24 protein-coding genes are annotated in these 21,510 nt (G+C 69.8%); 12 read left to right on the top strand and 12 right to left on the bottom strand.

The features are described 5' to 3' along the window. Positions 1 to 1,103: 1,103 nt before the first annotated feature. The 4 genes from AB0H54_RS01825 to AB0H54_RS01810 are packed head-to-tail and all read right to left on the bottom strand — an operon-like array spanning position 1,104 to position 4,896. Positions 1,104 to 1,769: a DUF1707 domain-containing protein gene (locus AB0H54_RS01825; protein WP_357342114.1), complete on the bottom strand. Its 666-nt coding sequence runs from the start codon at positions 1,767 to 1,769 to the stop codon at positions 1,104 to 1,106. A gap of 49 nt (positions 1,770 to 1,818) precedes the next feature. After that, positions 1,819 to 2,475, bottom strand: coding sequence for a response regulator transcription factor (locus AB0H54_RS01820; protein WP_218718521.1), 657 nt, complete (start codon positions 2,473 to 2,475; stop codon positions 1,819 to 1,821). Between the two features lie 14 nt (positions 2,476 to 2,489). After that, complete coding sequence (locus AB0H54_RS01815; RefSeq protein ID WP_357342112.1) at positions 2,490 to 3,668, bottom strand: DUF5931 domain-containing protein; 1,179 nt, start codon at positions 3,666 to 3,668, stop codon at positions 2,490 to 2,492. Then, positions 3,649 to 4,896, bottom strand: coding sequence for an AI-2E family transporter (locus AB0H54_RS01810; protein ID WP_355275004.1), 1,248 nt, complete (start codon positions 4,894 to 4,896; stop codon positions 3,649 to 3,651). Before AB0H54_RS01810 ends, AB0H54_RS01815 begins: the two co-directional genes overlap by 20 nt. Positions 4,897 to 4,968: 72 nt before the next feature. On the opposite strand from AB0H54_RS01810, the gene AB0H54_RS01805 reads away from it, so the two are divergent. Next, positions 4,969 to 6,489 carry an adenylate/guanylate cyclase domain-containing protein gene (locus AB0H54_RS01805; RefSeq protein WP_357344156.1) on the top strand — a complete coding sequence of 507 codons (1,521 nt, stop codon included), beginning with the start codon at positions 4,969 to 4,971 and terminating at the stop codon, positions 6,487 to 6,489. A gap of 4 nt (positions 6,490 to 6,493) precedes the next feature. Next, positions 6,494 to 7,576 carry a YbhN family protein gene (locus AB0H54_RS01800; protein ID WP_357342110.1) on the top strand — a complete coding sequence of 361 codons (1,083 nt, stop codon included), beginning with the start codon at positions 6,494 to 6,496 and terminating at the stop codon, positions 7,574 to 7,576. Between the two features lie 2 nt (positions 7,577 to 7,578). Here AB0H54_RS01800 and AB0H54_RS01795 read toward each other — a convergent pair whose 3' ends face one another. Next, the gene (locus AB0H54_RS01795) at positions 7,579 to 7,935 is read right to left on the bottom strand and encodes a DUF3054 domain-containing protein (protein ID WP_357342109.1); all 357 of its coding nucleotides are present in this window, start codon (positions 7,933 to 7,935) and stop codon (positions 7,579 to 7,581) included. An 84-nt stretch (positions 7,936 to 8,019) separates the two neighbouring features. After that, positions 8,020 to 9,657, bottom strand: coding sequence for an NTF2-like N-terminal transpeptidase domain-containing protein (locus tag AB0H54_RS01790; protein WP_357342107.1), 1,638 nt, complete (start codon positions 9,655 to 9,657; stop codon positions 8,020 to 8,022). 439 nt (positions 9,658 to 10,096) lie between these two features. Here AB0H54_RS01790 and AB0H54_RS01785 point away from each other — a divergent pair, with 439 nt between their 5' ends. Both AB0H54_RS01785 and aroQ read left to right on the top strand, forming a co-directional pair. Then, positions 10,097 to 10,678, top strand: a complete 582-nt coding sequence (locus tag AB0H54_RS01785; protein ID WP_357342105.1) for a hypothetical protein — start codon at positions 10,097 to 10,099, stop codon at positions 10,676 to 10,678. Between the two features lie 15 nt (positions 10,679 to 10,693). Then, positions 10,694 to 11,152, top strand: a complete 459-nt coding sequence (gene aroQ / locus AB0H54_RS01780; protein WP_357342104.1) for a type II 3-dehydroquinate dehydratase — start codon at positions 10,694 to 10,696, stop codon at positions 11,150 to 11,152. Positions 11,153 to 11,249: 97 nt separating this feature from the next. Here the strand turns inward: aroQ and AB0H54_RS01775 are convergent, their stop codons facing one another. Next, on the bottom strand, positions 11,250 to 11,696 hold the full coding sequence (locus AB0H54_RS01775; RefSeq protein ID WP_357344154.1) for a nitroreductase family deazaflavin-dependent oxidoreductase: 447 nt from the start codon (positions 11,694 to 11,696) through the stop codon (positions 11,250 to 11,252). 180 nt (positions 11,697 to 11,876) lie between these two features. Here AB0H54_RS01775 and AB0H54_RS01770 point away from each other — a divergent pair, with 180 nt between their 5' ends. Genes AB0H54_RS01770 through AB0H54_RS01760 form a run of 3 tightly spaced genes read left to right on the top strand, consistent with a single transcriptional unit; the run spans position 11,877 to position 13,871 of the window. After that, the gene (locus AB0H54_RS01770) at positions 11,877 to 12,806 is read left to right on the top strand and encodes an ABC transporter ATP-binding protein (RefSeq protein WP_357342102.1); all 930 of its coding nucleotides are present in this window, start codon (positions 11,877 to 11,879) and stop codon (positions 12,804 to 12,806) included. Continuing rightward, on the top strand, positions 12,803 to 13,645 hold the full coding sequence (locus AB0H54_RS01765) for an ABC transporter permease (protein WP_357342100.1): 843 nt from the start codon (positions 12,803 to 12,805) through the stop codon (positions 13,643 to 13,645). The genes AB0H54_RS01770 and AB0H54_RS01765 overlap by 4 nt, the downstream gene beginning before the upstream one ends. Then, complete coding sequence (locus AB0H54_RS01760; protein WP_232995771.1) at positions 13,635 to 13,871, top strand: helix-turn-helix transcriptional regulator; 237 nt, start codon at positions 13,635 to 13,637, stop codon at positions 13,869 to 13,871. The genes AB0H54_RS01765 and AB0H54_RS01760 overlap by 11 nt, the downstream gene beginning before the upstream one ends. Before the next feature lie 52 nt (positions 13,872 to 13,923). Here the strand turns inward: AB0H54_RS01760 and AB0H54_RS01755 are convergent, their stop codons facing one another. Continuing rightward, entirely contained in the window at positions 13,924 to 14,850 is a 927-nt protein-coding gene (locus tag AB0H54_RS01755; RefSeq protein WP_357342098.1) for an NAD(P)-binding domain-containing protein, read from the bottom strand. A 94-nt stretch (positions 14,851 to 14,944) separates the two neighbouring features. On the opposite strand from AB0H54_RS01755, the gene AB0H54_RS01750 reads away from it, so the two are divergent. Then, positions 14,945 to 15,316 carry a helix-turn-helix domain-containing protein gene (locus AB0H54_RS01750; protein WP_357342096.1) on the top strand — a complete coding sequence of 124 codons (372 nt, stop codon included), beginning with the start codon at positions 14,945 to 14,947 and terminating at the stop codon, positions 15,314 to 15,316. A gap of 6 nt (positions 15,317 to 15,322) precedes the next feature. Here AB0H54_RS01750 and AB0H54_RS01745 read toward each other — a convergent pair whose 3' ends face one another. Continuing rightward, positions 15,323 to 16,450, bottom strand: coding sequence for a glycerate kinase (locus AB0H54_RS01745; RefSeq protein ID WP_357342094.1), 1,128 nt, complete (start codon positions 16,448 to 16,450; stop codon positions 15,323 to 15,325). Positions 16,451 to 16,533: 83 nt separating this feature from the next. Here AB0H54_RS01745 and AB0H54_RS01740 point away from each other — a divergent pair, with 83 nt between their 5' ends. After that, positions 16,534 to 16,845 (top strand): GNAT family N-acetyltransferase, encoded by a 312-nt coding sequence (locus AB0H54_RS01740; RefSeq protein ID WP_357342093.1) that lies wholly within the window; start codon positions 16,534 to 16,536, stop codon positions 16,843 to 16,845. Here the strand turns inward: AB0H54_RS01740 and AB0H54_RS01735 are convergent. Beyond that, the gene (locus AB0H54_RS01735) at positions 16,839 to 17,600 is read right to left on the bottom strand and encodes a 1-acyl-sn-glycerol-3-phosphate acyltransferase (protein ID WP_357342091.1); all 762 of its coding nucleotides are present in this window, start codon (positions 17,598 to 17,600) and stop codon (positions 16,839 to 16,841) included. The two genes, AB0H54_RS01740 and AB0H54_RS01735, sit on opposite strands and share 7 nt — an antisense overlap. A gap of 106 nt (positions 17,601 to 17,706) precedes the next feature. On the opposite strand from AB0H54_RS01735, the gene AB0H54_RS01730 reads away from it, so the two are divergent. The 3 genes from AB0H54_RS01730 to AB0H54_RS01720 all read left to right on the top strand — a co-directional run bounded on the left by AB0H54_RS01730 (position 17,707) and on the right by AB0H54_RS01720 (position 19,618). After that, on the top strand, positions 17,707 to 18,345 hold the full coding sequence (locus tag AB0H54_RS01730; protein WP_357342089.1) for a YqgE/AlgH family protein: 639 nt from the start codon (positions 17,707 to 17,709) through the stop codon (positions 18,343 to 18,345). A gap of 68 nt (positions 18,346 to 18,413) precedes the next feature. Further along, positions 18,414 to 18,923, top strand: a complete 510-nt coding sequence (locus tag AB0H54_RS01725; RefSeq protein WP_357342087.1) for a sigma-70 family RNA polymerase sigma factor — start codon at positions 18,414 to 18,416, stop codon at positions 18,921 to 18,923. Continuing rightward, positions 18,920 to 19,618, top strand: a complete 699-nt coding sequence (locus AB0H54_RS01720; protein ID WP_357342086.1) for a zf-HC2 domain-containing protein — start codon at positions 18,920 to 18,922, stop codon at positions 19,616 to 19,618. The genes AB0H54_RS01725 and AB0H54_RS01720 overlap by 4 nt, the downstream gene beginning before the upstream one ends. 53 nt (positions 19,619 to 19,671) lie before the next feature. On the opposite strand, the gene AB0H54_RS01715 is transcribed toward AB0H54_RS01720, so the two are convergent. Both AB0H54_RS01715 and AB0H54_RS01710 read right to left on the bottom strand, forming a co-directional pair. Beyond that, the gene (locus AB0H54_RS01715) at positions 19,672 to 20,451 is read right to left on the bottom strand and encodes an ABC transporter permease (protein ID WP_357342084.1); all 780 of its coding nucleotides are present in this window, start codon (positions 20,449 to 20,451) and stop codon (positions 19,672 to 19,674) included. Then, positions 20,448 to 21,407 (bottom strand): ATP-binding cassette domain-containing protein, encoded by a 960-nt coding sequence (locus AB0H54_RS01710; protein WP_357342082.1) that lies wholly within the window; start codon positions 21,405 to 21,407, stop codon positions 20,448 to 20,450. The genes AB0H54_RS01715 and AB0H54_RS01710 overlap by 4 nt, the downstream gene beginning before the upstream one ends. Positions 21,408 to 21,510 lie beyond the last annotated feature (103 nt).

Here is a 21,510-nt window from a genome sequence, read left to right as displayed (position 1 = left end):
ACGGCGAATGCCCCACCCCAGCACCACCGGGCACCCCACCGACGAACTGCCCGCCCGGGCCGAACCCACCCACCAGCGGCTGCCCACCAACCGCCACACCCCCGACCACGTCGCTACCACCGACCGGCACACCACCAGCCGCCTGGCCACCAACCGGCACAGCGCCAGGCACCTGACCACCACCAACCGACGCCATGCCGGGCACCTGGCCACCACCGACCGACGTACCACGAGCCACCTGCTCACCACCGACAGGCACACCCCCGACCACGTCGCCACCACCGACCGACACACCACCAGCCACCTGACCGCCACCAACCGGCGCAGCGCCAGGCACCTGGCCACCACCGACCGGTGCAATGCCGGGGATCTGTCCACCGGCGACAGGCACTCCGCCCGGAACCGGAATACCCCCGCTCGCTGCGATATTCGACGCCGCAGCGCCGGGAACTCCGGGATTCGCCCCCGGCCCGACAATTCCGGCGGGTGCACCGGTCGACGCGGCCGCAGGGGAAGCCCCCGGAACCGATCCAGCTCCAGCGCCTGTGGGAGCGCCCCACGGCGGAACCGCCGCCGGTGCATCGCGAACCGCGCTGTCAGCGACCACGCGCCCGTCCGCCCCCGCGCCAACCGCCCTTCCTGGCGGATCGCCCGGTATCGCCACATCTCCGGCGACGCCTTCGCCCGAGTCGGACGCACCGGTGAGCGAGGTGGTGATGCCGGTAGCAGCCGGAGCCCCGGATGCCGCATCGAGCATCGGCCCAGCCGGGACCGGATCGGGCGAAGTCGCATGCGGAGTCACTGCCGCGCCCGGATCGGGCGACGCCGGAGTCGGCGCGGGTGCCGCCACGAACCCGGCGTACACCGAGGTCCCCCGACCCGGCGCGGCCGCACCCGCGATCTCCCCCTGCAACTGTGCGCGCAGCACCTCCAGGTCACCGCCGAGCTGCCCCATCCGGGCACCCAGCGTGGTGAACTCGCCCGAGAGGCGGGCGACGAGCGCGGGATCGATCGAAGTACTCATGTCCTCATCGTCGGCGCGCTGGCCGCGCGGGACATGAGTAGAAACCCCTGCCGAGGTACCAGTTCCTACCCGAAAACGGTCAGGAGCCGAGGAAACGCCGCCACTGGACCATGAGCGGGTACTTCGCGGTGACCGAGCCGAAGCGGACGCGGCCGTGCACGACCAGGTGCAGCGGGCCGATCGGTGGGCCGGTACGGACCTTGTTGGTGACGCCGGAGCCGATGAGTTCCAGGCCGTTGAGGTCGACGGTGGCGGCCGCGGGGACCAGCAGGGTGAGCCCGCTGAGGTAGTCGTCGACCTTGATCTCGACGATCTGGGTCTGCATGACCGCCTCGGTGAAGTCCAGGGTGACGCCCGAGAGCAGGTTGTTCAGGTGCAGGACCGGCGGTACCTGCCAAGGTCCGCGGCGGTGCACACCGGAGAGGCGGCTGCGGATCAGGCCGGGGATCGCACCGCCGGGCGGGACCGGGCGCGGCCGCGGCATCGCGGCGGGCTGCGGCGCGCCCGCCACCCGCATACCGGGCAGGTCGACGAGCACGGCGTTGAGTTCGCCGCGGGTCTTCGCGGCGAGCGCGGTGTCCATGCGTTCGGTGAACTCGCCGAGCGAGAGCATGCCGAGGCCGACGGCGCGTTGCAGCAACTGGCCGACGTGCTCGCGTTCGGCATCGGAGACGCGCAGGTCCCGGTCGCCGACGGGGCCGGCCGTCGTGGCGCCGGGAATGAAGAGGGATTCGGGACCGCCCATGTCATCGAGGGTAGCGACGGCGGCACCCCCGGCACATCAGGGCAAACCCCTATTCGAGTCCCTGTTCGATGGCGTACCTGGTGAGTTCGACCCGGTTGGCGAGCTGGAGTTTCCGCAACGTGGCCTGCACATGGTTCTCCACGGTGCGATGGGAGAGATTGAGCCGCGAGGCGATCTGCTTGGCGGACAGACCCTTGGCGACCATCCGCAGCACCTCGGTCTCCCGCTCGGTCAGCGACGGGCGATGCGGCTCGTCGGCGGCGGGCGGCGCGGTCGCCATCCGGCGGTACTCGCCGAGCACGAGGCCGGCGAGGCCGGGCGTGAACACCGGCTGCCCGGCTGCGGTGGCCCGCACCGCGTCGATCAGCTCGGCGGCCGACGCGCTCTTGACCAGATAACCGCTGGCCCCGGCCTTGATCGCGTCGAGAACGTCGTCGCGTTCGGCCGACGCCGAGAGCACGAGCACCCGGCTGTGCGGGGAGACCCGCAGCACCTCGGCGGTGGCGGCGGCGCCGTTGCCGTCGGTGAGCTGCATGTCCATCAGCACCACGTCGGGCTGGACCGCGGCCGCGCGGCGGGTGGCGGTGCCGACCCCGTCGGCGGTCGCGGGGACGGCGAATCCGGCCTCGGTGAGGTCGCGGGAGACACCCTCGCGCCACATCGGGTGGTCGTCGACCACCATCACCGTGATCGCCTGGTCCGTCATCGCGGCTCCTTCGCTCAGCGCGCCGGGTGGCGCGGAATCCGGAATTCCCATTCGGTGCCGAAGTCCTCGCCCTCGGTCAGCAGTTCGGCGGTGCCGCCCAGCGCCTCGACCCGGCCGACGATGGAGCGGGAAACCCCCATCCGCCCCTCGGCTTCGGCCGCGGCGAGCCGCCCCGCCGGGATGCCGATCCCGTCGTCGCGCACGCTCACCACCAGCATGTCACCGGTGTCCTCCAGCAGCACATAGGCTTTCGCGTCCGGCCCGGCGTGCAGGTCGACGTTCGACAGCGCGGTGGCCACGGCGGCGGCGATCTCCTGCGCGGCGGTTCTGGCGATCAGCACCGGGTCACCCGGTGTCGCCACCGAGACCTCCGGCGTGGCCCGTGCGGTCAGCATCGGCCGCAGATCGACCTCGGCCGCACCGGAATCCGGCTGTTCGGCCTGCTCGGACAGCAGGACCCGCAGCGCCACTTCCTGTTCCCCGGCCCGCTGCGCGAGTTCGGCCGCGGGTCCGCCGATCTCGGTGCCACGGCGCTTGATGAAGGCCAGCACTTGCAGCACGCCGTCGTGCACTTCGCGGGCCAGCCGCTCCCGCTCCTGCGCGGCGGCGGTGATCCGCAGCGCCCGCTCGAGCTGCCCCTGGGCCCGGCGCGCGGTATTGGCCGCCAGGCCGAGCGCGAGGCCGACCGAGACCAGCACCGGCGCGGTCGCGTCGCCCCACACGTCCTGTCCCCACTGCTCACGCACCGTCACCACCACCGCCGACATCCCCAGCCCGGCGAGCACCCCGGCGACCGGACCGCGCAGGATCGCCATCGAGATCACCGAGTTGGCGATCCACAGCGTGGTCGGCAGCGTCTGATGACCGTGGTACCAGTCGTAATCGGCGACCAACCGGGTGGAGGCGATCAGCAGGATCGTCACGACCTGGTCGCCGAAGACCACCCAGCCCCGGATCCGGCCGGTCGCGGTGGGGAAATACCACTGCGAGAGCAGCAGCGCGGACGTGCCCGACCAGATCGCCATCAGCGCGATCAGCACCCAGCTCAGCCGCGGGTGCTCGTAGTAGGACACCGACGCGATCTGCTGGCCGATCGCGTACAGCAGCGTGACCAGCCGGAACGCCTGGGCGGCCCGCCACAGGGGCGCGGTCGCCGCGTCGGCCGAGCTCAGCTCAGCTGTGTGCGTCCGCATCGCCGGGCTCCGCCTCGGTCTTGCTCTCTTCCTTGCGCAGCGTGCGCGCGATGTCGAACCGGCCCGGCTCCGGTTTGTCCGGCTCGGCGGCGAACATTCTTCGGTCGTCGCCGACGAGTTCGCCGTAGACCTCCTCCGGACTGTCGGCGAGCAGATAGCGGATCGCGGTATTGCCGACCGCGATCAACGGCACCGCCAGCAGCGCGCCCGCGATCCCGCCGACCACCAGGCCCGCGGTGATCGCCAGGACGACGGCCAGCGGATGAATGCTCACCGCCCGGCCCAGCAGCAGTGGTTGCAGCACATGACCCTCGAGCTGCATCACCGCGATGATGATGCCGAGCACGATCAGCGCCGTGACCGGCCCCTTGGTGACCAGCGCGATGAACACCGCGACGAACCCGGCGAAGAACGCGCCGATGATCGGGATGAACGCGCTGATGAACACCAGTGAGGCCAGTGGCAGCGCCAGCGGGACGTGCAGGATCGCCAACCCGGCGCCGATGCCGATCGCGTCCACCGCGGCCACGACGACGGTGGCGCGCACGAACCCGACCAGCGTGCCGAAGCCAAGCTCACCGGCGGTGCGGACCTTCTCCCGGTGCGCGGTGGGGATGATCCGGGTGACGAAGTGCCAGATCTGGTCGCCGCCGTAGAGGAAGAAGATGAGGATGAACAGGATCAGGAACGCGCCGGTGAGGATGTGCCCGATCGCGGTGGCGGTGGTCAGCGCGCCGCTGGTCAGGCTCTCGCGGTTGTCCTGGATGGTGCGCACGATGGTGTCGCCCGCGCTGCGGATCTGCTGATCGCTCAGGTGCGGCGGGCCGTTGATCAGCCAGTCCTGCACCTTGTGCACGCTGTTGGTGACCTCGTTGGACAGCCCGGGCACACCGTCGACGAACTGCTCGACGACGAAGGTCAAGATCCCGGCGAGCAGCCCGATCGACCCGACCAGCGCGACGAACACGCCGAGCGAACGCGGGATTCCGACCCGCTGCATCCAGTCGACCAGCGGCGCGAGCAGCGCGGCAGCGAGCAGCGCGATCGCCAGCGGAATCACCACGGTGGCGAACTTCTGCACCAGCATCCCCACCGCGAGCAGGGCGGCGAAGATGATCAACAGCCGCCAGCTCCAGGCGGCGGCTTTGCGGACCAGGGGATGGACTGCCTCGGCGTCCGCGCGCCACGGCACGGACGTGGGCCCGGAATCTACCTTCTGGTCGGTCACCCGAGAGAGCCTATCGGTCCGAACGCTAGATTGGTGGTCGTGTCGGCGCCCCTGGAAGCGGTCAAACAGACCATGCGAACGCGCTGGCCGCTGTATCTGACCTCGGTACTGCTGGCCAATGCCTTCGGCGCGGTCCTGGTGTGGGCCTTCATCCAATACGGCCTGCCCGTCCCCGAGGGCGATCCCGGTGGCGTGCGCCGGACCGGTTTCCTCGCGCCGGTGCTGGTCTTCGGCGCCGCCGCGGTGCTGAGCATCGCCGGTGCCGCGCTGATGCTGCGGCCGGTGATGCGCTGGCAGATGCGCGGCGGCCCGCCCAGCAGGCAGGAACAGATGGCGGCGCTGCACGTGCCGCTGCGCCAGTCGATCCTGCACCTGGTGCTGTGGATCATCGGCGGCGGCATCCTCGCGGCACTGATCATCGTCGAGTCGCCCGAGCTGGCGGGCGCGGTGATCGTCACCGAGTGTATGGCCGCCACCATCGTGTTCGGCTTCACCTACATGCTCGGCGAACGCATTCTGCGCCCGGTGGCCGCCGAGGCGCTGACCGAGGGCACCTTCGACCACACCCTCACCCCCGGCGTCGGCACCAGGATGGCGATGACCTGGGGCATGGGCACCTTCGCGCCGACCATCGCGATCGTGCTGCTGTGCGTCACCCAGATCTCCTCCGATGTGAAGTTCTCGGCGAAGTCGCTGGCCATCTCGATCCTGCTGCTGTGCGGCGTGGTGATCATGCAGGCGCTGGCGCTGTCGATGCTCACCGGCTCCTCCATCTCCGACCCGGTGCGCCAGCTGTCCCAAGCCATCAACAGGGTGCAGGGCGGCGCGCGCGACGTGCAGGTGGAGGTCTACGACGGCAGTGAGATCGGCCTGCTCCAGGTCGGCTTCAACCGGATGATGGAAGAGGCGGCCAAGCGGCGCAAGCTCCAGGAACTGTTCGGTCAGCACGTCGGTGAGGACGTGGCCCAGCGCGCCCTGGACTACGGCACCGAGCTGGGCGGTGAGACCAGGTTCGTCGCCGTGCTGTTCGTCGACATGGTCGGGTCGACCGCCGCCGCGGCCGAGCGTCCGCCGACCGAGGTCGTCAGCCTGCTCAACGAGTTCTTCCGGGTGGTGGTCGACGTGATCGACCGCCACCACGGTTTCGTCAACAAGTTCGTCGGTGACGCGGCGCTGGCCATCTTCGGCGCGCCGCTGGACCGTCCCGACGCGCCGAGTGCCGCGCTGGCCGCCGCCCGCGACCTGCGCGAGGCACTGCGCGAGGTGACCAGCCTCGACGTCGGCATCGGCGTCTCGGCGGGCCTCGCGGTCGCCGGAAACATCGGCGCCGCGAATCGTTTCGAATACACCGTGATCGGCGACCCCGTCAACGAGGCGTCCCGGCTCACCGAATTGGCCAAAGATCAACCCGGCCGCGTTCTCGCTTCGGGCAGCGCGCTCTACTTCGCCGACGAAAGCGAGCAAGACCATTGGGAAACCGGCGACGAGGTGCAACTGCGTGGCAGACGCAGGAAAACCCGCCTGGCCTGGCCGAAACCGCCGAGCGCCGCACCCGGAGCGGACGAGGAAGAACAGCTCCGTTCGTTAGGCTGAGACCGTGACGGCCGACGGCGACCTAGCAGGCGATCCCGCCTCGCCTCCGGCCGAGCGCCGCCGCCGGTTCCGGTGGGTGAAATGGGTGCTCGGCGCGGTGCTGCTCGCGCTGCTCATCGGCGAAGGCGTCTACCTGTGGCCGCGCCTGCACGAATCGTGGCGCACGCTGACCGAGATCCACTGGGGCTGGCTCGTGTTGTGCATCGTGTTGCAGGCGATGTCGATGAGCGGATTCGGCCGGGTGCAGAAGCAGCTGCTGCACGCGGGCGGGGTGGACGTCAGCCAGGGCAAGTCGGTGTCGGTGGTCTACGGCGCCACCGCGATGTCGGTGACCCTGCCCGCCGGGCAGGTCTTCTCCACCGCGTTCACCTACCGCCAGACCCGGCGCTGGGGCGCGAGCCCGATCGTGGCGTCCTGGCAGCTGGTGTTCTCCGGCGTGGTCGCCGCGGCCGGGCTGGCGCTGCTCGGCATCGGCGGTGCGGCGCTGGTCGGCAATCAGATCGGTCCGAAGCTCATCGGGTCGGTGGTGATCCTGGCCGTGGTGCTGATCGCGGGCAACTACCTCGCCCGGCATCCCGGCACGCTGGAGGCGATGCTGCGCCGGGTGCTCGCGCTGGTGAACCGGCTGCGCAAGAAGCCCGCCGGTCACGGCATCGCCAAGCTGGGCGAGATCCGGCGGCAGCTCGAATCGGTGGACCTGGGCAAGAAGGACGCCGCGCTGGTCGGGCTCTGGGCGCTGGTGCACCGGTTCGCCGACGTGGCCTGTCTCGGCGCGGCCTGTTACGCCGTCGGCGCCGATCCGAAGTTGTCCGGCCTGCTCATCGCGTTCACCGCGGGCAAGGCCGTCGGTTCCATCCCGTTCGCGCCGGGCGGCATCGTCTACGTCGACGCGACCCTGATCTACGGTCTCACCGCGGGCGCCGGCCTGCCCGCGTCACAGGCGGTGGCCGCGGCGTTCGTCTACCGGCTGGTCAGCTTCATCCTGGTCGCCATCGTCGGCTGGATCGTGTTCGCGTTCCTGTTCCGCACCCCGCAGGCCGACGACGAGGAATACGAGGAAGAGTTCAAGCAGCAGCGCCGGATCTGAGCTCAGCGCAGGGCGCTCAGCGCGGCTCGCCAGCCCAGCAGGAACAGGGCCAGTACACAGCTCGCGACGATGATGAAGCTCACCGCCACGCCCTGACCGCTGACCGCGCGCAGCACCATCCCGCCGACCAGGGTGCCGAGCCAGATCAGGATGCCGCTGGGCCACAGCACCGTCGCGTCGAAGCGGGTGCCGCGGGCGACCAGCACCGCCAGCGCCCAGCCGATCAGCAAGCCGATTCCGAAGGGCCACACCGTTTTCACGAGACCGGCGATGACCGCTTCGTCGTGACTGCGCCTGCCGATCGCGCAGAAAACGATCACCAACAGGGCATCAGCGGCGAACGGCGCGAACTTCTTCACCCGAGCAGCCTAACCGTTCGTGATCTTCACCGAGCCCGCGCCGAGCCCCACTGATCAGTGCACACTCTGCACGTGCAGCCGCGCTCACGGCTCCGGCGAAGCCAGCGATTTCAGCAGGACGGCGGCCAGGCGCGAGGTCGCGTCGCCGCTGTCGGCGTCGGCGATGTGCACCGCGAACACCAGGTCGCCCATGGTGGCCAGCAGCCAGCCGTCGGGGCCGCCGGTCGCCGCGAAGGCGGTGACGTCCCGGAAGCCACGCAGCGCAGCGGTTTCCGGCTTGCCGATGCCCTCCATCAGGAGACCGCGCAGCCGGTCGACCGCGGGCTGGGTGAGCGCGGGCACCGGCGTGTCGGTGGTGCTCGGCTTGCCGTTCTCGATCATCGGCGGCACCACCGAACCGCGCGAGATCGCGGCCGCGGCGATCGCCATGCCGAAGGGGCTGACCAGCACCGCGTCCGATCCGGCGCCCTGCCGGACCTGCTCGGTGCTGCGGCCGGGGGCACTGATCCGCCCGGTCACCTCGTCGAGCCCGTGCACCTTGAAGTCGACGCCGACGCCGAGCGCGGTGGCCGCCTCCGCGGCCTCCTGCACCGAGACATCCTGCGGCGCTTTGTTCTTCGCGGCCGCGGCGACGGTGCGGAACAGTTCCATGGTGCCGCCGGCCGGGTACAGCCCGGTGAACGCGATCGGGCCCTTCTCGGTGGCGTAGCTGTTCTGCGCGACGGCCACCACCGCGCCGGTCGACGGCTGGATCGCGACCACCGAGGCCGGCGTGCCGACGCTGACCACCGCGTCCTCGGCCGCGCGCTGCAGGCGCTGATCCATGGTCGCGGAGATGTCGGGCCCGGCCGGGCCCTGGTAACCGGCGACCTGGTTGACGAACCGGCCGTCGGCCTCGAAGATCTGCACACCCCAGCCGGAGGTGGTCTCCTGGCTGTCCTTCCACACCTCGCGCAGCGCGTCCAGCATCGGCGACCAGGTGCGGCGATCGGCGGAGATCAGCTTGGGCTGCTTCTCCATCACCACGCCGGGCACCCGCGCCATCCGCGGTTCCAGGATGGCGAAATCGCCCTCGCGCAGGTTCACCGCGACGACCGGCTGCCCCTGCGACGCGGCCAGCTGCTGCATCAGCGACGGCCCGGTGATCAGCGGCGCGACCGGTTCGATCGCGTCGGCGAGCGCGTTCGTCGACCCCACCAGGTCGCCGGTGCGGCTCGGATCGATCTTGATGACATTGATCGTCTGCTCGGTCATCAACAGCTCACCGGGCAGATCGACCACGCGCGGCGGCGGCTTGGCGGTGGTCCGCACCAGCTTGACGGTGCGATTGTTGGCCAGCTGCGGCATCACGACGGCGGGGTCCCAGGAGATCCGCCAGCCGATCGCGAGCTTGCGGACGGTGCCCTGCAGTGTGTAGGTCCAGTCCTTGTGCTCACCGAAGTTCCAGGCGACCTCCATGCTGAAGATCGCCGACTGCCGGTCGAGGTCGATGACCTGACTCGGCTCGTAGTCGACCTTGCCGGTCGCCAGACCCTCGAACATTTGCTTCATGGTTGCCGAAGCGGCGGCGGGGTACGAGGTCAGGTCGGCGGCTTTGGTGTAATCCTGCGCGTCCAGCAGATCGGTGAACCGCTGGACAACCGACTCCGACTCACTCGGCTTCCCACCCACTCCGCACGAGCACAGCGCGATGGCGAGGGTCGCAACCCCCGCGATCGCCATTGCGCCCCGTGCGCGAAAGCGGCGGGATCCCCACACATCCATATCGCCCACTCTTCACTCTTGCCACTCCGGTAACAAATCCACCGTACCGGAAGTTGACCCGTCTCCGATGCCCCGGTAACACGGGACGCTACCCGACCTCAGCACCTAGATTGTGCCCGAAATCTCGCCCCGATGAGGGTCTGATTTCGAACCTCGCCCTGCCAGTGGCAACATCTGGCGCGCTAACCGTACCGACCGGCGCGCCGAGTTGTGCGGATCTCGCATTGTCCGGCGATTCAACGCCGGGGTACCCAGCCCGGCCGGCGCTCAACCCGACGCCCCCGACCCGGACCGACCGGGAACACTCGCGTTCACGCAGAGCATAAACCGCTACGCATATATCGGCGTAATCTTGTAATCATCGCAACGTGCGCAATAGAGATAGCAGGTGATTTCCATGCGGAACGCCCATCGCGAACGCGGATTCGGCCGACCCGGCGGTTGGCAGCAAGCGGACCTGCCCGACCCGGCCGACGCCGCCGACTGGTTCGCCGGACGATTGCCCGACGACTGGTTCACCGGCCCGCCCGAGATCGAGATCGACCGTGACGAGATCGTGGTCGTCGGCGAACTGCCGGTGCCACAGCCCAAGTCGGCCGACGCCGACGCGCCGCCGGTCTCGGCGGCCACGAAAGAGGGAGCGCTGGCCCGCTTTCGCGAGTCCACCCGCCCGGCCAGGATGCGGATCGCCGACGAGGCCCAGCGCCGCTACGGGCGCAGCGTCGCCTGGGGCGTGAGGGTAGACGGCGAGCGAATCCTGTTCACCCACCTCGCCGTTCCGGTGATGACGCGGCTGCGGCAGCCCGAGCGCCAGGTCCTCGACACCCTGATCGACGCCGGCGTGGCCCGTTCCCGCGCCGACGCACTGGCCTGGACGGTGAAACTGGCGGGCAAGCACGCGGAGTCCTGGCTCGCCGAACTCCGCGAGGCCATGCGCAAGGTCGACGACCTGCGCTCGGAGGGCCCGACCGGCCTGTGAATTAAGGTGGCCTGCATGGCAGACACCGTGCAGGCCACCGGCCCGATCCTCGTGCTCAACGGGCCGAACCTGAACATGCTCGGCACCCGCCAGCCGGAGATCTACGGCGCCGACACCCTCGACGACGTCATCGCCCTGTGCGCGCGGACGGCCGCCCGGTTCGGGCGCGAGGTCGTGACGTTCCAGTCCAATCACGAAGGCGCGCTGATCGACCGGATCCAGCAGGCCCGCGGCGAGGTGTCGGCCATCGTGATCAACCCCGGCGGCCTGACCCACACGTCGGTCGCGCTGCGCGACGCCCTGGTGATTCCCGAGGTGCCGATCGTCGAGGTGCACATCAGCAATGTGCACGCCCGCGAGGAATTCCGGCACCACTCGTTCGTGTCCCCGATCGCCACCGCGGTCATCGCGGGCCTCGGCATCCAGGGCTACGCCGCCGCTATCGAGTTCTGTTCCGCCTCCCCGCGTATTTAGGCCAGACTCAGGCGCGAGCCCAGGAACCTCGGCGGCCGGCGGTTCGGTCGTTGCCGAGTTGGCTCGTGCCCGGCGAGTTACCCATGTGCTCGCCTGATCAGGCGAGACGGAATACCGGGAAGCCGGGGGCGATGGCGGCGAGTTGTTCGTCCGAGGCGTTCTTGTCGACGCCCTCGAAGAACTTGCCGACCTCCCAGCCCCACTTCTCCAGGTAGAGGCGCAGCAGTGGGACCTTGTCGGCATCGGCGATCTCGGTGGCCGTGAAGGATTCGACCTTGCGGCCCAGCCGCAGTTCACCGTCGCCCGCGACGCGCAGGTTGCGCACCCACTGGGTGTGCCCGCGCGGGGCGACCAGGTAGCGCGCGCCGTCGGCGGCGGTCATCACGTTGACCATGGTGGTGCGCCATTCGCCGCTCTTGCGACCGCGCACGGCCAGCAGCCGCGAGCCCATGACGCTGATCCCCAGCTTGGGCAGCAGGTTCGCGATCTTGTTCATGATCGGGTCGAAGCCGGTGGGGCCGAGGTAGCGGGTCGCGTTGTCCATCTTGATCACTCCTGAACTGTGAGCACTGCTCTCTGTTGAGTACAACTATGCGCGCACGGCGGCGACATGTCAAGAGCAGTGCTCTCACTTTCCGAAATACCCGATTCGACCGAAGTATTGCCGCGATGAAATGTAGTACGTATGCTATATCTCATCGAAGGTTGATGACTGGGAGGACTCATGACTTCGAGTAACAGCGTCGTGCTCGACGTGCGACAACTTCGGATGCGCTACGACGACACCGACGTCCTGCACGATGTGACATTTCAGGCCGCGCGCGGCGAAGTACTCGTCATGCTCGGGCCCAACGGCGCGGGCAAGACCACCACGATCGAGATCCTCGAGGGGTTTCGCAGGAGGTCGGCCGGCCGAGTCGACGTGCTGGGGACCGATCCCGAACACGGTGACGAACAGTGGCGCGCGCGCATCGGCGTCGTGCTGCAGTCCTGGCGTGACCACGCCAAATGGCGTGTGCGCGAACTACTTCAGCATCTCGGCTCGTACTACGTGCCCTATGCCACCGCGCGCACCCCACGGCCGTGGGACATCGATGAGCTCATCGAGCTGGTCGGCCTGACCGACCACGCGAACGCCAAGATCTCCACCCTCTCCGGCGGTCAGCGCCGCAGGCTGGACGTGGCGATCGGCATCGTCGGCAAGCCCGACCTGCTGTTCATGGACGAGCCGACGGCGGGCTTCGATCCGGCCGCGCGCCGCGACTTCCACGATCTGGTACACCGGCTGGCCGATCTGGAGGACACCACGGTGCTGCTCACCACGCACGACCTGGACGAGGCGGAGAAACTGGCCGACCGGCTGCTGATCCTGGCCGGCGGCCGGATCATCGCCGACGGCTCGCCCGACGAGCTGTCGCGCTCGGTCGCGGGCGAGGCCCAGGTGAGCTGGACCGTGGACGGTCAGCGATTCGTGCACACCACCACCGAGTCGACCAAGTACGTGCACGAGCTGTTCAAACAGCACGGCGAGGCCATCGGCGACCTCGAGGTTCGCCGGGCCTCCCTGGAGGACACCTACATGGCCCTGGTCCGCCGCGCCGAATCCGGCGACGCGGGCGCACCGGTGCACACTCTCGCGGAGGTCACCCGATGAACGTCACCGCCATTCGCGCCGGTCTCGCCCGCGGCGGGATCGAATTGCGCCAGCTCTACACCAACGCCCCCGATCTGATCGGGCAGTTCCTCACCCCCGCCCTCTCGCTCGCGGTGCTGTTCCTGCTGCGGAACAAGATGTACGGCGAGAGCGGGCTGTCGGTCGCCGAGCTGGCCGTGCCCGGTCTGCTCGGCGCCATCATCGCGTTCAACGGCCTGTACGCGATCCTCAATGTGCTCGTCCTCGACCGCGAGGACGGCACGCTGCTGCGGGCCAAGGCCGTGCCCAAGGGCCTCAACGGCTACTTCGTCGGCAGGATCACGGCGGGCGCGGGCGCGGTGCTCGCGCAGGTCGTTATCGTGCTCGGTGTGGGCATGGTGATCATCGGCGGTTCCTCGCTGACCGACGCGGGCGCGATCGCGACCTTCGCCGGGATACTGGCGCTCGGTCTGCTGGCCGTGCTGCCCTTGGGCACGATCCTGGGCAGCCTGCTCGACAGCCGCTCGTCTTTCCTGCTGACGATTCCGCTGATGGGCCTGGTCGCCATCTCCGGCATCTTCTATCCGATCACCGCGCTGCCCGGCTGGCTGCAGGCCGTCGGGCAGGTGTTCCCGATGTACTGGCTCGGCCTCGGCATGCGCTCGGCGCTGCTGCCCGCCGACGCCGTCGCCGTCGAACTCGGCCAGTCCTGGCGACACCTGGAAACCGTTGCGGTGCTCGGCCTCTGGGCAGCGGCCGGGTTGCTGATCGCGCCGGTCGTCCTGCGCCGGATGGCGGCGCGCGAGTCCGGCTCGGCCATGGCCGCGCGCAGGGACAAGGCGATGCAGCGTGCCTTCTGAGGTCATCTACAACCGCATCGCGATGCTGCGCGCCGAGCGCGGCATCTCGCGGCGGGACCTGGCCGAGGCGCTGGGTGTGCACTACCAGACCGTCGGCTACCTCGAGCGGGGCGAATACAGCCCCAGCCTGCATCTCGCCCTGCGGATCGCGGCCTATTTCGAGGTGGCGGTCGAGGTGGTGTTCGCCACCGAACCGTTCCCCCGGCTCGGCGCCGAGACCGCCTGACCACCCGAACCGTCCGGTGCCCGCGGGCCCGGACGGTTCCGGCGTGTCCGGCTCAGGCCGCGCCGCGGATCAGCTCGAAGGTCGACACCGGCTTGCCCGCCGCCTCGCTGGCCTCGACCGCCCTGCGCCAGTACGACTGGGCCAGGTGCGAGAAGCCCGCGTCGACCCCGACCTCCTCGCTGGCGTCGATGATGTGCTGCGCACCGGCCACCATCATCTTCAGCGAGGCCAGATCGGCCCAGCCACCGTTCTGGTTGGCCGCCGAGAACTCCTCCATGAAGTACGGGTAGGCCTGGCTGGACCGGATCGCGAACGGCACGAACTGCGCGATGTCGTGACCGGACTTCGCGATTACCGCGGTCGCCTGGTCGAAGGCCAGCAACCAGGGGTGGAAGGTGATCAGCAGCGCCTGGTAGAAGACCTGCGCGAGGCCGTCGTCGGCGCCCAGGTACTCCTGCGGGCTGAGCGGGCGAAGCAGCTCGGCGTGCGCGTCGAACACCTCCCGCGGACCGCTGTAGAAGATGTAGGACGCGGGGTGCTCGATATTGTCGCCCGCCGACATCACCCCGCCGGAGAGGAACTGCGCGCCCCGCTCGCGCACCCAGGCCGCGCCGGCCCTCGCCTTCTCCGGCGAGTCCGAGGACAGGTTGGCGATCACCTTGCCCGCCAGGGCTTCCGGCGCCTGCCCGAGCACGTCGTACATGGCGGCGTAGTGGGTCAGGCTCAGGACCGACACCTCGTTGGCGGCCAGCGCCTCGGCGACGGTGGCGGCGCGCTTCGCACCGAGCGCGACCATCGCGTCGACCTTGTCGGTGCTGCGGTTCCACACGGTGACCTCGACACCGGCCGCCAGGAAGGCGCGGACCATGGCCTGGCCCATCGGGCCGAGGCCCAGGACGGAGACGGAGCGGGTGGACTGTTCGGACATCTGATGCCCCTTCGGTTCTCGATGGTTCGATGGTTCGGCGCCGGAATCCATGGTGGTCGGCGCGGGTATCGTCGGGAAGACCGAACGTCGGGGTGTGGTTGCTTACCCCGAGGTCCGAAATACGGTCGGAAGGGGTGCACCAACGATGAACAGTGACGCAGATCACGATGTGTGCGGCATGAGCCTGGCGATCGACGTCGTCGGCGGCAAGTGGAAGCTGCACCTGATGTGGGTGCTGGGCGCGGGCCCGCAGCGGTTCGGGCAGATCCGGCGGATGCTCGACGGGGTGAGCGAGAAGGTGCTCACCGAGAACCTGCGCCAGCTGGAGGCCGCGGGCGTGGTGCACCGGGAGATCTACCCGGAGATCCCGCCGCGCGTCGAGTACTCGCTGACCACCCTCGGCGACACCCTGCGGCTCGCGCTGGAACCGCTGGAGGCCTGGGGCGACACCAACCGCGCCGCGCTCGCCGCGAACACCCGCCCGAGCGCGCCCGTCGCCACCGCGGTCGGGCTGTAGCGGGTCTCACCAGCGGTCGAGCGCGATCCGTTCGCCGACGCGTTCGAGCAGCGCGGCCGCGTTCGCGATCGATCGCGCCGGGTTCGGTTCGAGGTCGGCCAGGGCGTAGCAGCCGGCGAACCCGGCGGCCCGGATCTCCCCGGGCGAGAGCATCGTCCGGCCCACCGCGGCGACCACCGGCACCCCGGCCGCCTTGGCCGCGGCGGCCACGCCGACCGGCGCCTTGCCGTGCATGCTCTGGTGGTCCAGCGACCCCTCGCCGGTGACCACCAGGTTCGCCCCGGCCACCAGCGCCGGGAATTCCAGCAGCTCGAGCAGTACATCGATACCCGGGCGGACCTGCGCGCCGAGCACGGCCAGCGCGCCGAACCCGGTACCGCCCGCCGCGCCGGCACCGCCGATCTCGGCGTAGCCGGTGCCGAGGACGGCGGCCCAATTCGTCAGCGCCGCTTCGAGAGTCACCATCCGGCATGCGTCGGCGCCCTTCTGCGGCGCGTAGACGGCCACCGCGCCCGCTGGCCCGAGCAGCGGGTTGTCCACATCGCAGGCCAGCGTGAACCGCGCCTGCGCGATGGCCGGATGCAGCGCGGCACGATCGACCGACACCACCCGGCTCAGCAGCGCGACGACATCGAATCCGGCGGCGTCACCGCGCAATTCGCGACCGTCACGGTCGAGCAGGCGCAGGCCGAGCGCCTGCAGGAAGCCCGCGCCGCCGTCGGTGGACGCGCTGCCGCCGAGCCCGAGGACGATCTCGCGGGCGCCGTGGTCGAGCGCGTGCGCGACCACCACCCCGAGCCCGAAGGTGTTGGCCCGGATCGGCTCCAGCCGACCACCGGGGAGTTTGACCAGGCCGACCGCCGCGGCCAGCTCGACCACTGCGGTGTCGCCGTGCACGGCGTAGACCGCGGTCGACGGCTCCCCGGTCGGGCCGGGTGCCGGAACGACGACCCGCTGCCAGCCCGCGGCGGCGAACGCGTCGACCATGCCGTCGCCGCCGTCGGCGACCGGCACACAGCGCACGTCGACGGACGGCGCGGCCCGGCGGATCCCGGCCGCCAGCGCGATGGCGACTTCGGGCGCGGTGAGAGAACCCTTGAACTTGTCGGGAGCGAGCACCACACGTGCGGTCATCCCGACATTCTCCGGGCTCGGACCGAAACCCGCCATACACAGACGCCACCGTCGAATGTCGCGGACCGGGGTAGTTTCGACGCATGGCGACCGAGGTCCGCAACAACGCCGCGCTCGAGCGGTTCGAACTCACCGCCGACGGGGTACCCGCCGGCTATATCGAGTACCAGGACACCGGGGCCGAACGCGCCCTCGTGCACACCGAGATCTATCCCCGCTTCGAGGGCCAGGGCCTGGCCAACGTGCTCACCCAGGCCGCGCTGGACGCCAGCCGTGCCGAGGGGTTCGGCGTGCTGCCGCTGTGCCCGGTGGTCCTGCACTTCGTCAAGACCCATCCGGCCTACATCTCGCTGGTGCCGCAGCGGGCGCGGGAGCTGTTCGGGCTGCCTCAGTAGCTCGCGACGGCGGCGTCGACCGCCAGTTGCAGTTCGTCCTTGACCGCGCGGGCGATGTCGGCGGGCCGCTGCGGGAGTTCCAGCACCGGCTCCCGGAAGTAGAACCGGGCGGAGACGACCTCCGCGGCGGTCGGCTCGACCTTCGGGTCGGGCCGCGGCCCGTAACTCATCGCCAGGGCGACCAGCGCGGGCGGCGCGTCCAGCTTGGCCGCGCGGAACGCGATATGACCGATCCCACTGCCGACGGACTGCACCGTCGCCGGGTCGACGTCGTTGCAGGTGCCCTCGGGGAAGATCGCCAGGTGATCACCGGCGGCCAGGCGCTGCGCGCAGACGTCCATCATGCGCTGCCCCGCGGCGTTGACGGCCCTGATGCCGTGGTCCTTGCCACGGAACACCGGGATGCCGCCCATCATGTCGACCTTGCGGCGCTGCTCGGGATCGACAAACAGTTCGTCCTTGGCCAGCACCCGCACCCGGCCGATCTTGCGGCGCAGCGGCGAGCGCCACGCCGTCGCGGCGACGGTGTACGGATCGCTGGTGGAGAGGTGATTGATCGCGAAGATCACCGGGCGCCCACTGCGCACCAGCGCCTTCAGCCGCTGCTCGGCGCCGTCGGCGAAGGCCACCCGCGGACGGAACCGCCGGGCCAGCACGGCATAGGACGCCAGCGCCTGCCAGCGGTTCTGCTGATGTCGCTGGTAGTAGTCGTACACGGCGTCACTGTTTTCGAGAAGGACCTCGGGCGAGTGCATGCCGCGACCCTACCGGGCGGGCCCGCGGCCGGTCGGACCAGAAAATTTCCGGTGCGTGGCGGTCTGCGGGGAGCGCGCGACACCGGTCCAATGCGATGATGACTCGGTGGCACGCGGAGACGACCCGGACGAGCGACGGACTCGCGACGGGCACGGCGACGACCGGCGGCACGGGCAACCGGCGGTGGGCGTCCGCGCGGGCAACCTGCTGGTGTCGGCGATCGACCTGGTGGAACCGACTTTCCGGCGGACCGTGGTGTACGTCATCGAGCACAACGACGCGGGCAGCCTCGGCGTGGTGCTGAACCGGCCGAGCGAGACCCCGGTCGGCGATGTCCTGCCCGCCTGGGCCGAGCTGGCCGCCCAGCCCACCGACCTCTACATCGGCGGGCCGGTCAAACGCGACGCGGCCCTGTGCCTGGGCACCCTGCGCACCGGCGCCGACATCTCCGAGGTGCGTGGCCTGCGCCGGGTCGACGGCCGGGTGGTGCTGGTCGACCTGGACGCCGATCCGGCCGAGATCGGCCCGCTGGTCGAGGGCATCCGGATCTTCGCCGGGTACGCGGGCTGGTCGATGGGCCAGCTCGACGGCGAACTCGACAACGACGACTGGATCGTGGTCTCGGCGCTGCCGTCGGATCCGCTGGCCACCGATCGGCACGACCTGTGGGCGAGCGTGCTGCGCCGCCAGCCCCTGCCGCTGTCCTTGCTCGCGACGCACCCGATTGAACTCGAACGCAACTGATCCCGTTACTCCTTCGACAGATCAGGAGTGACACCATGAATATCGACGAGCAGTGATCCGGACCGCCGATGGACGACGGTCGCGACGAACTGATGCGCGCGCTCTACGCCGAGCACGCTCCCGCACTGTGGCGCTTCACCCTGGGCCTGGTGCGCGATCCCGGCCGGGCCGAGGACATCGTGCAGGAGACGCTGCTGCGGGCCTGGCAGCGGCCCGCGGTGCTGGAGCAGACCGAGACCTCACCGCGCGCGTGGCTGTTCACCGTGGCCCGTAATCTAGCCGTCGACGAACACCGCAGCGCGCGAGCGCGCCGGGAGTTCGGCACCGACGCACCGCCGGAGCAGGTGAGTCCCGACCAGTCCGACCGGGCGCTGGACGGCTGGCTCGTCGCCGACGCGCTCAGCACGCTGAGCCAGGATCATCGCGAGGTGATCGTGCGGGCCTACTACCGCGGTCTTGGCATGCAGCAGATCGCCGACGAGCTGGGTATTCCGCCGGGCACGGTGAAGTCGCGGCTGCACTACGGCATGCGCGCCATGCGCTTGGCCTTACAGGAGATGGGGGTGACGAACCGATGACCGATCTCTTCGACGAGTACAGCACCTGGGACGCCGCCTACGTCCTCGGCTCCCTCGGCGCCGACGAGCGCCGCGAGTACGAGACGCACCTGCACGACTGCCCGCACTGCACCGAGGCGGTCGCCGACCTGGCGGGCATGCCGGGCATGCTCGCGCTGGTCGATCGCGACACCGCGCTGTCGATGATCGAAGCCACCGACCCCACCGCCGCCCCGGCCCCCGACCTGCTCCCCTCGCTGGCCGCCGAGGCCGAGAAGCGGCGGCGGCGCAATCGCTGGATCGGGATCGGCAGCGCGGTCGCGGCCGCCGCGGCCGCCGTGGCGATCGCCATCCCGGTGACGGTCACCGTCGCCCGCTCGGACACCCCGGCCGAACAGGTCGTCGCCGCCCAGCAGATGCGGGCGGTGGAGCAGACACCGGTCAGCGCCGAGGTGAAGCTGGTGCGCGACGGCGATCGCACCCGCCTGGTGATGACCTGCCGCTACGCGCCGAGCAGCTACGGCTCCGGCTACAGCTGGACCTACGGCCTGGTCGTCACCGCGGGCGAGCAGCGCTTCGAACTCGACCAGTGGCCCGCGGGCCCCGGCACCGAGCTCACCGTCGACCGCACCATCGACGCGCCGCCCGAGTCGATCAGCAAGGTCGAGATCACCTCGATCAACTCGGGCCGCACGATCCTGGAAGCCCAGATCTGAGCACACGCGCGAAAGCCCCGGAGGGAATCCCTCCGGGGCCTTGCGACGTGAACTCAGCTCTGCTTGCTGAAGATGGACTTCGACCAGAGGTAGCCGCCGCCGGCGATCACGGCGCACCAGCCCAGCGAGACCCAGCCGTTGACGCCGATCTCGGTGCCCATCAGCAGCCCGCGCAGGGTCTCGGTGATGGGGGTGAAGGGCTGGTACTCGGCGAACTGGCGCAGGCCGACCGGCATGGTGTCGGTGGCGACAAGGCCGCTGCCGAGGAACGGCATCATCACGATGGGAAACGGTGCGTTGCTGGCGCTTTCGGGGTTGGGCGAGAGCAGGCCGAGCGCGATGGCGAGCCAGGTGAAGGCGAACGTCACCAGGGTGAGCAGGCCGAAGGCGGCCACCCATTCGACCAGGTTCGCGTTGGGCCGGAAGCCGATCAGCAGCGCGACGGCGGTCATCACGGCCATGCCGCCCAGCGCCTGGATGAGCGCGCCGAACACGTGCCCGGTGAGCATCGAGGACTGCGAGATCGCCATCACCCGAAAGCGATTCACGATGCCCTTGCTCTTGTCGGTGGCGATCGAGACGGCCACCGACACCGTCATGTACGCGGGCAGCAACAGCAGCATGCCCGGCGCCAGGTAGTCGATGTACTCGCCGCCGGAGGACTTCTCCAGCGCCCCGCCGAAGACGTAGTTGAACACGAGCAGCAGCACGGTCGGCATGATCAGGATGCCGAAGACCATGCTCGGGTAGCGCTTGGCGTGGATGATGTTGCGCCGCAACATGGTCATGGTGTCGGCGAAGGCGTGCTTGTTCGCCACGGTGATGGTGCTCATGCGAGGGACTCCTGCTCGGTGGTGGCGCGGCCGGTAAGGGTGAGGAAGACGTCGTCGAGGTTCGGGGTGTGCACGGAGATGCCGCCCGCTTCGATGTTCTCGGCATCGAGCAGGTCGAGAACGGCGCGCAGCGAACGCACGCCGCCGTCGCTGGGGACGGCGAGGGTGAGACCGTCGCCCGCGTCGAGCACTCGCGCGGAGGGGCCAAGCGCGTACTGCGCGGCGGCCAAGGCCCGCTGATCGGCGAAGTCGATGCGGATGTGCCCGCCGGGGATCAGCCGCTTCAGTTCGGCCGCGGTGCCCTCGGCGACGATGCGGCCCTGGTCGAGCACCGCGATGCGGTCGGCCAGCTGATCGGCTTCCTCGAGGTACTGGGTGGTGAGGAAGACGGTGACGCCGAGATCGTCGACCAGGCCGCGGATGATGTCCCAGATGGCGCGGCGACTACGCGGGTCGAGGCCGGTGGTCGGCTCATCGAGGAAGATCACCCGCGGATTGCCGACCAGCGTCATGGCCAGGTCGAGCCTGCGGGTCATGCCGCCGGAGTAGGTGCTGGCCGGCTTGTCGGCGGCCTCGACCAGGTCGAAGCGCTCCAGCAGCTCGGTGGCCAGGCTGCGGGTGTCGCGCCGGGGCAGGTGGTTGAGATCGCCCATCATGTGCAGGTTCTCGCGGCCGGTGAGCAGTTCGTCGACGGCGGCGAACTGCCCGGTGACGCCGATCAGCTCGCGGACGCCGTCGCGTTCGGTCACCACATCGTGGCCGCCGACGGCGATCTCGCCGCCGTCGGCGCGGATGAGCGTGGTGAGGATCTGCACCGTGGTGGTCTTGCCCGCGCCGTTGGGGCCGAGCAGGGAGAAGATCGTGCCCTCGGCGACGGTGAGGTCGATGCCGTCGAGGACCGTGTGCTCGCCGTAGGCCTTGCGCAGGCCCCGAGCCGTGATGGCCGAGTTGACCATGGTCGTCCCTTTCCAGAGAATTTCATTCATTACTGCGAATAAGTGCATGAGTCATCGACACAGCCCCTAGGGGCTGCGGTTGCTGGTGTGGTGTGTGGTTGTG

This window comes from Nocardia sp. NPDC050718 (assembly GCF_040654235.1).
Taxonomy (GTDB): Bacteria; Actinomycetota; Actinomycetes; order Mycobacteriales; family Mycobacteriaceae; genus Nocardia.
The sequence above is the reverse complement of the archived record's forward strand: the minus strand, read 5'-3'. Positions and strand labels throughout refer to the sequence as shown.

What these genes read in the sequence shown, in the direction of transcription:
- AB0H54_RS01770 (WP_357342102.1), top strand. Translation starts at nt 11,877, where the DNA reads ATGACTTCGAGTAACAGCGTCGTGCTCGACGTGCGACAACTTCGGATG.
- AB0H54_RS01825 (WP_357342114.1), bottom strand. Translation starts at nt 1,769, where the DNA reads ATGGGCGGTCCCGAATCCCTCTTCATTCCCGGCGCCACGACGGCCGGC.
- AB0H54_RS01755 (WP_357342098.1), bottom strand. Translation starts at nt 14,850, where the DNA reads ATGGATTCCGGCGCCGAACCATCGAACCATCGAGAACCGAAGGGGCAT.
- AB0H54_RS01790 (WP_357342107.1), bottom strand. Translation starts at nt 9,657, where the DNA reads ATGGCGATCGCGGGGGTTGCGACCCTCGCCATCGCGCTGTGCTCGTGC.
- aroQ (WP_357342104.1), top strand. Translation starts at nt 10,694, where the DNA reads ATGGCAGACACCGTGCAGGCCACCGGCCCGATCCTCGTGCTCAACGGG.
- AB0H54_RS01740 (WP_357342093.1), top strand. Translation starts at nt 16,534, where the DNA reads ATGGCGACCGAGGTCCGCAACAACGCCGCGCTCGAGCGGTTCGAACTC.
- AB0H54_RS01785 (WP_357342105.1), top strand. Translation starts at nt 10,097, where the DNA reads ATGCGGAACGCCCATCGCGAACGCGGATTCGGCCGACCCGGCGGTTGG.
- AB0H54_RS01750 (WP_357342096.1), top strand. Translation starts at nt 14,945, where the DNA reads ATGAACAGTGACGCAGATCACGATGTGTGCGGCATGAGCCTGGCGATC.
- AB0H54_RS01775 (WP_357344154.1), bottom strand. Translation starts at nt 11,696, where the DNA reads ATGGACAACGCGACCCGCTACCTCGGCCCCACCGGCTTCGACCCGATC.
- AB0H54_RS01745 (WP_357342094.1), bottom strand. Translation starts at nt 16,450, where the DNA reads ATGACCGCACGTGTGGTGCTCGCTCCCGACAAGTTCAAGGGTTCTCTC.
- AB0H54_RS01720 (WP_357342086.1), top strand. Translation starts at nt 18,920, where the DNA reads ATGACCGATCTCTTCGACGAGTACAGCACCTGGGACGCCGCCTACGTC.
- AB0H54_RS01805 (WP_357344156.1), top strand. Translation starts at nt 4,969, where the DNA reads ATGCGAACGCGCTGGCCGCTGTATCTGACCTCGGTACTGCTGGCCAAT.
- AB0H54_RS01820 (WP_218718521.1), bottom strand. Translation starts at nt 2,475, where the DNA reads ATGACGGACCAGGCGATCACGGTGATGGTGGTCGACGACCACCCGATG.
- AB0H54_RS01715 (WP_357342084.1), bottom strand. Translation starts at nt 20,451, where the DNA reads ATGAGCACCATCACCGTGGCGAACAAGCACGCCTTCGCCGACACCATG.
- AB0H54_RS01815 (WP_357342112.1), bottom strand. Translation starts at nt 3,668, where the DNA reads ATGCGGACGCACACAGCTGAGCTGAGCTCGGCCGACGCGGCGACCGCG.
- AB0H54_RS01725 (WP_357342087.1), top strand. Translation starts at nt 18,414, where the DNA reads ATGGACGACGGTCGCGACGAACTGATGCGCGCGCTCTACGCCGAGCAC.
- AB0H54_RS01710 (WP_357342082.1), bottom strand. Translation starts at nt 21,407, where the DNA reads ATGGTCAACTCGGCCATCACGGCTCGGGGCCTGCGCAAGGCCTACGGC.
- AB0H54_RS01765 (WP_357342100.1), top strand. Translation starts at nt 12,803, where the DNA reads ATGAACGTCACCGCCATTCGCGCCGGTCTCGCCCGCGGCGGGATCGAA.
- AB0H54_RS01735 (WP_357342091.1), bottom strand. Translation starts at nt 17,600, where the DNA reads ATGCACTCGCCCGAGGTCCTTCTCGAAAACAGTGACGCCGTGTACGAC.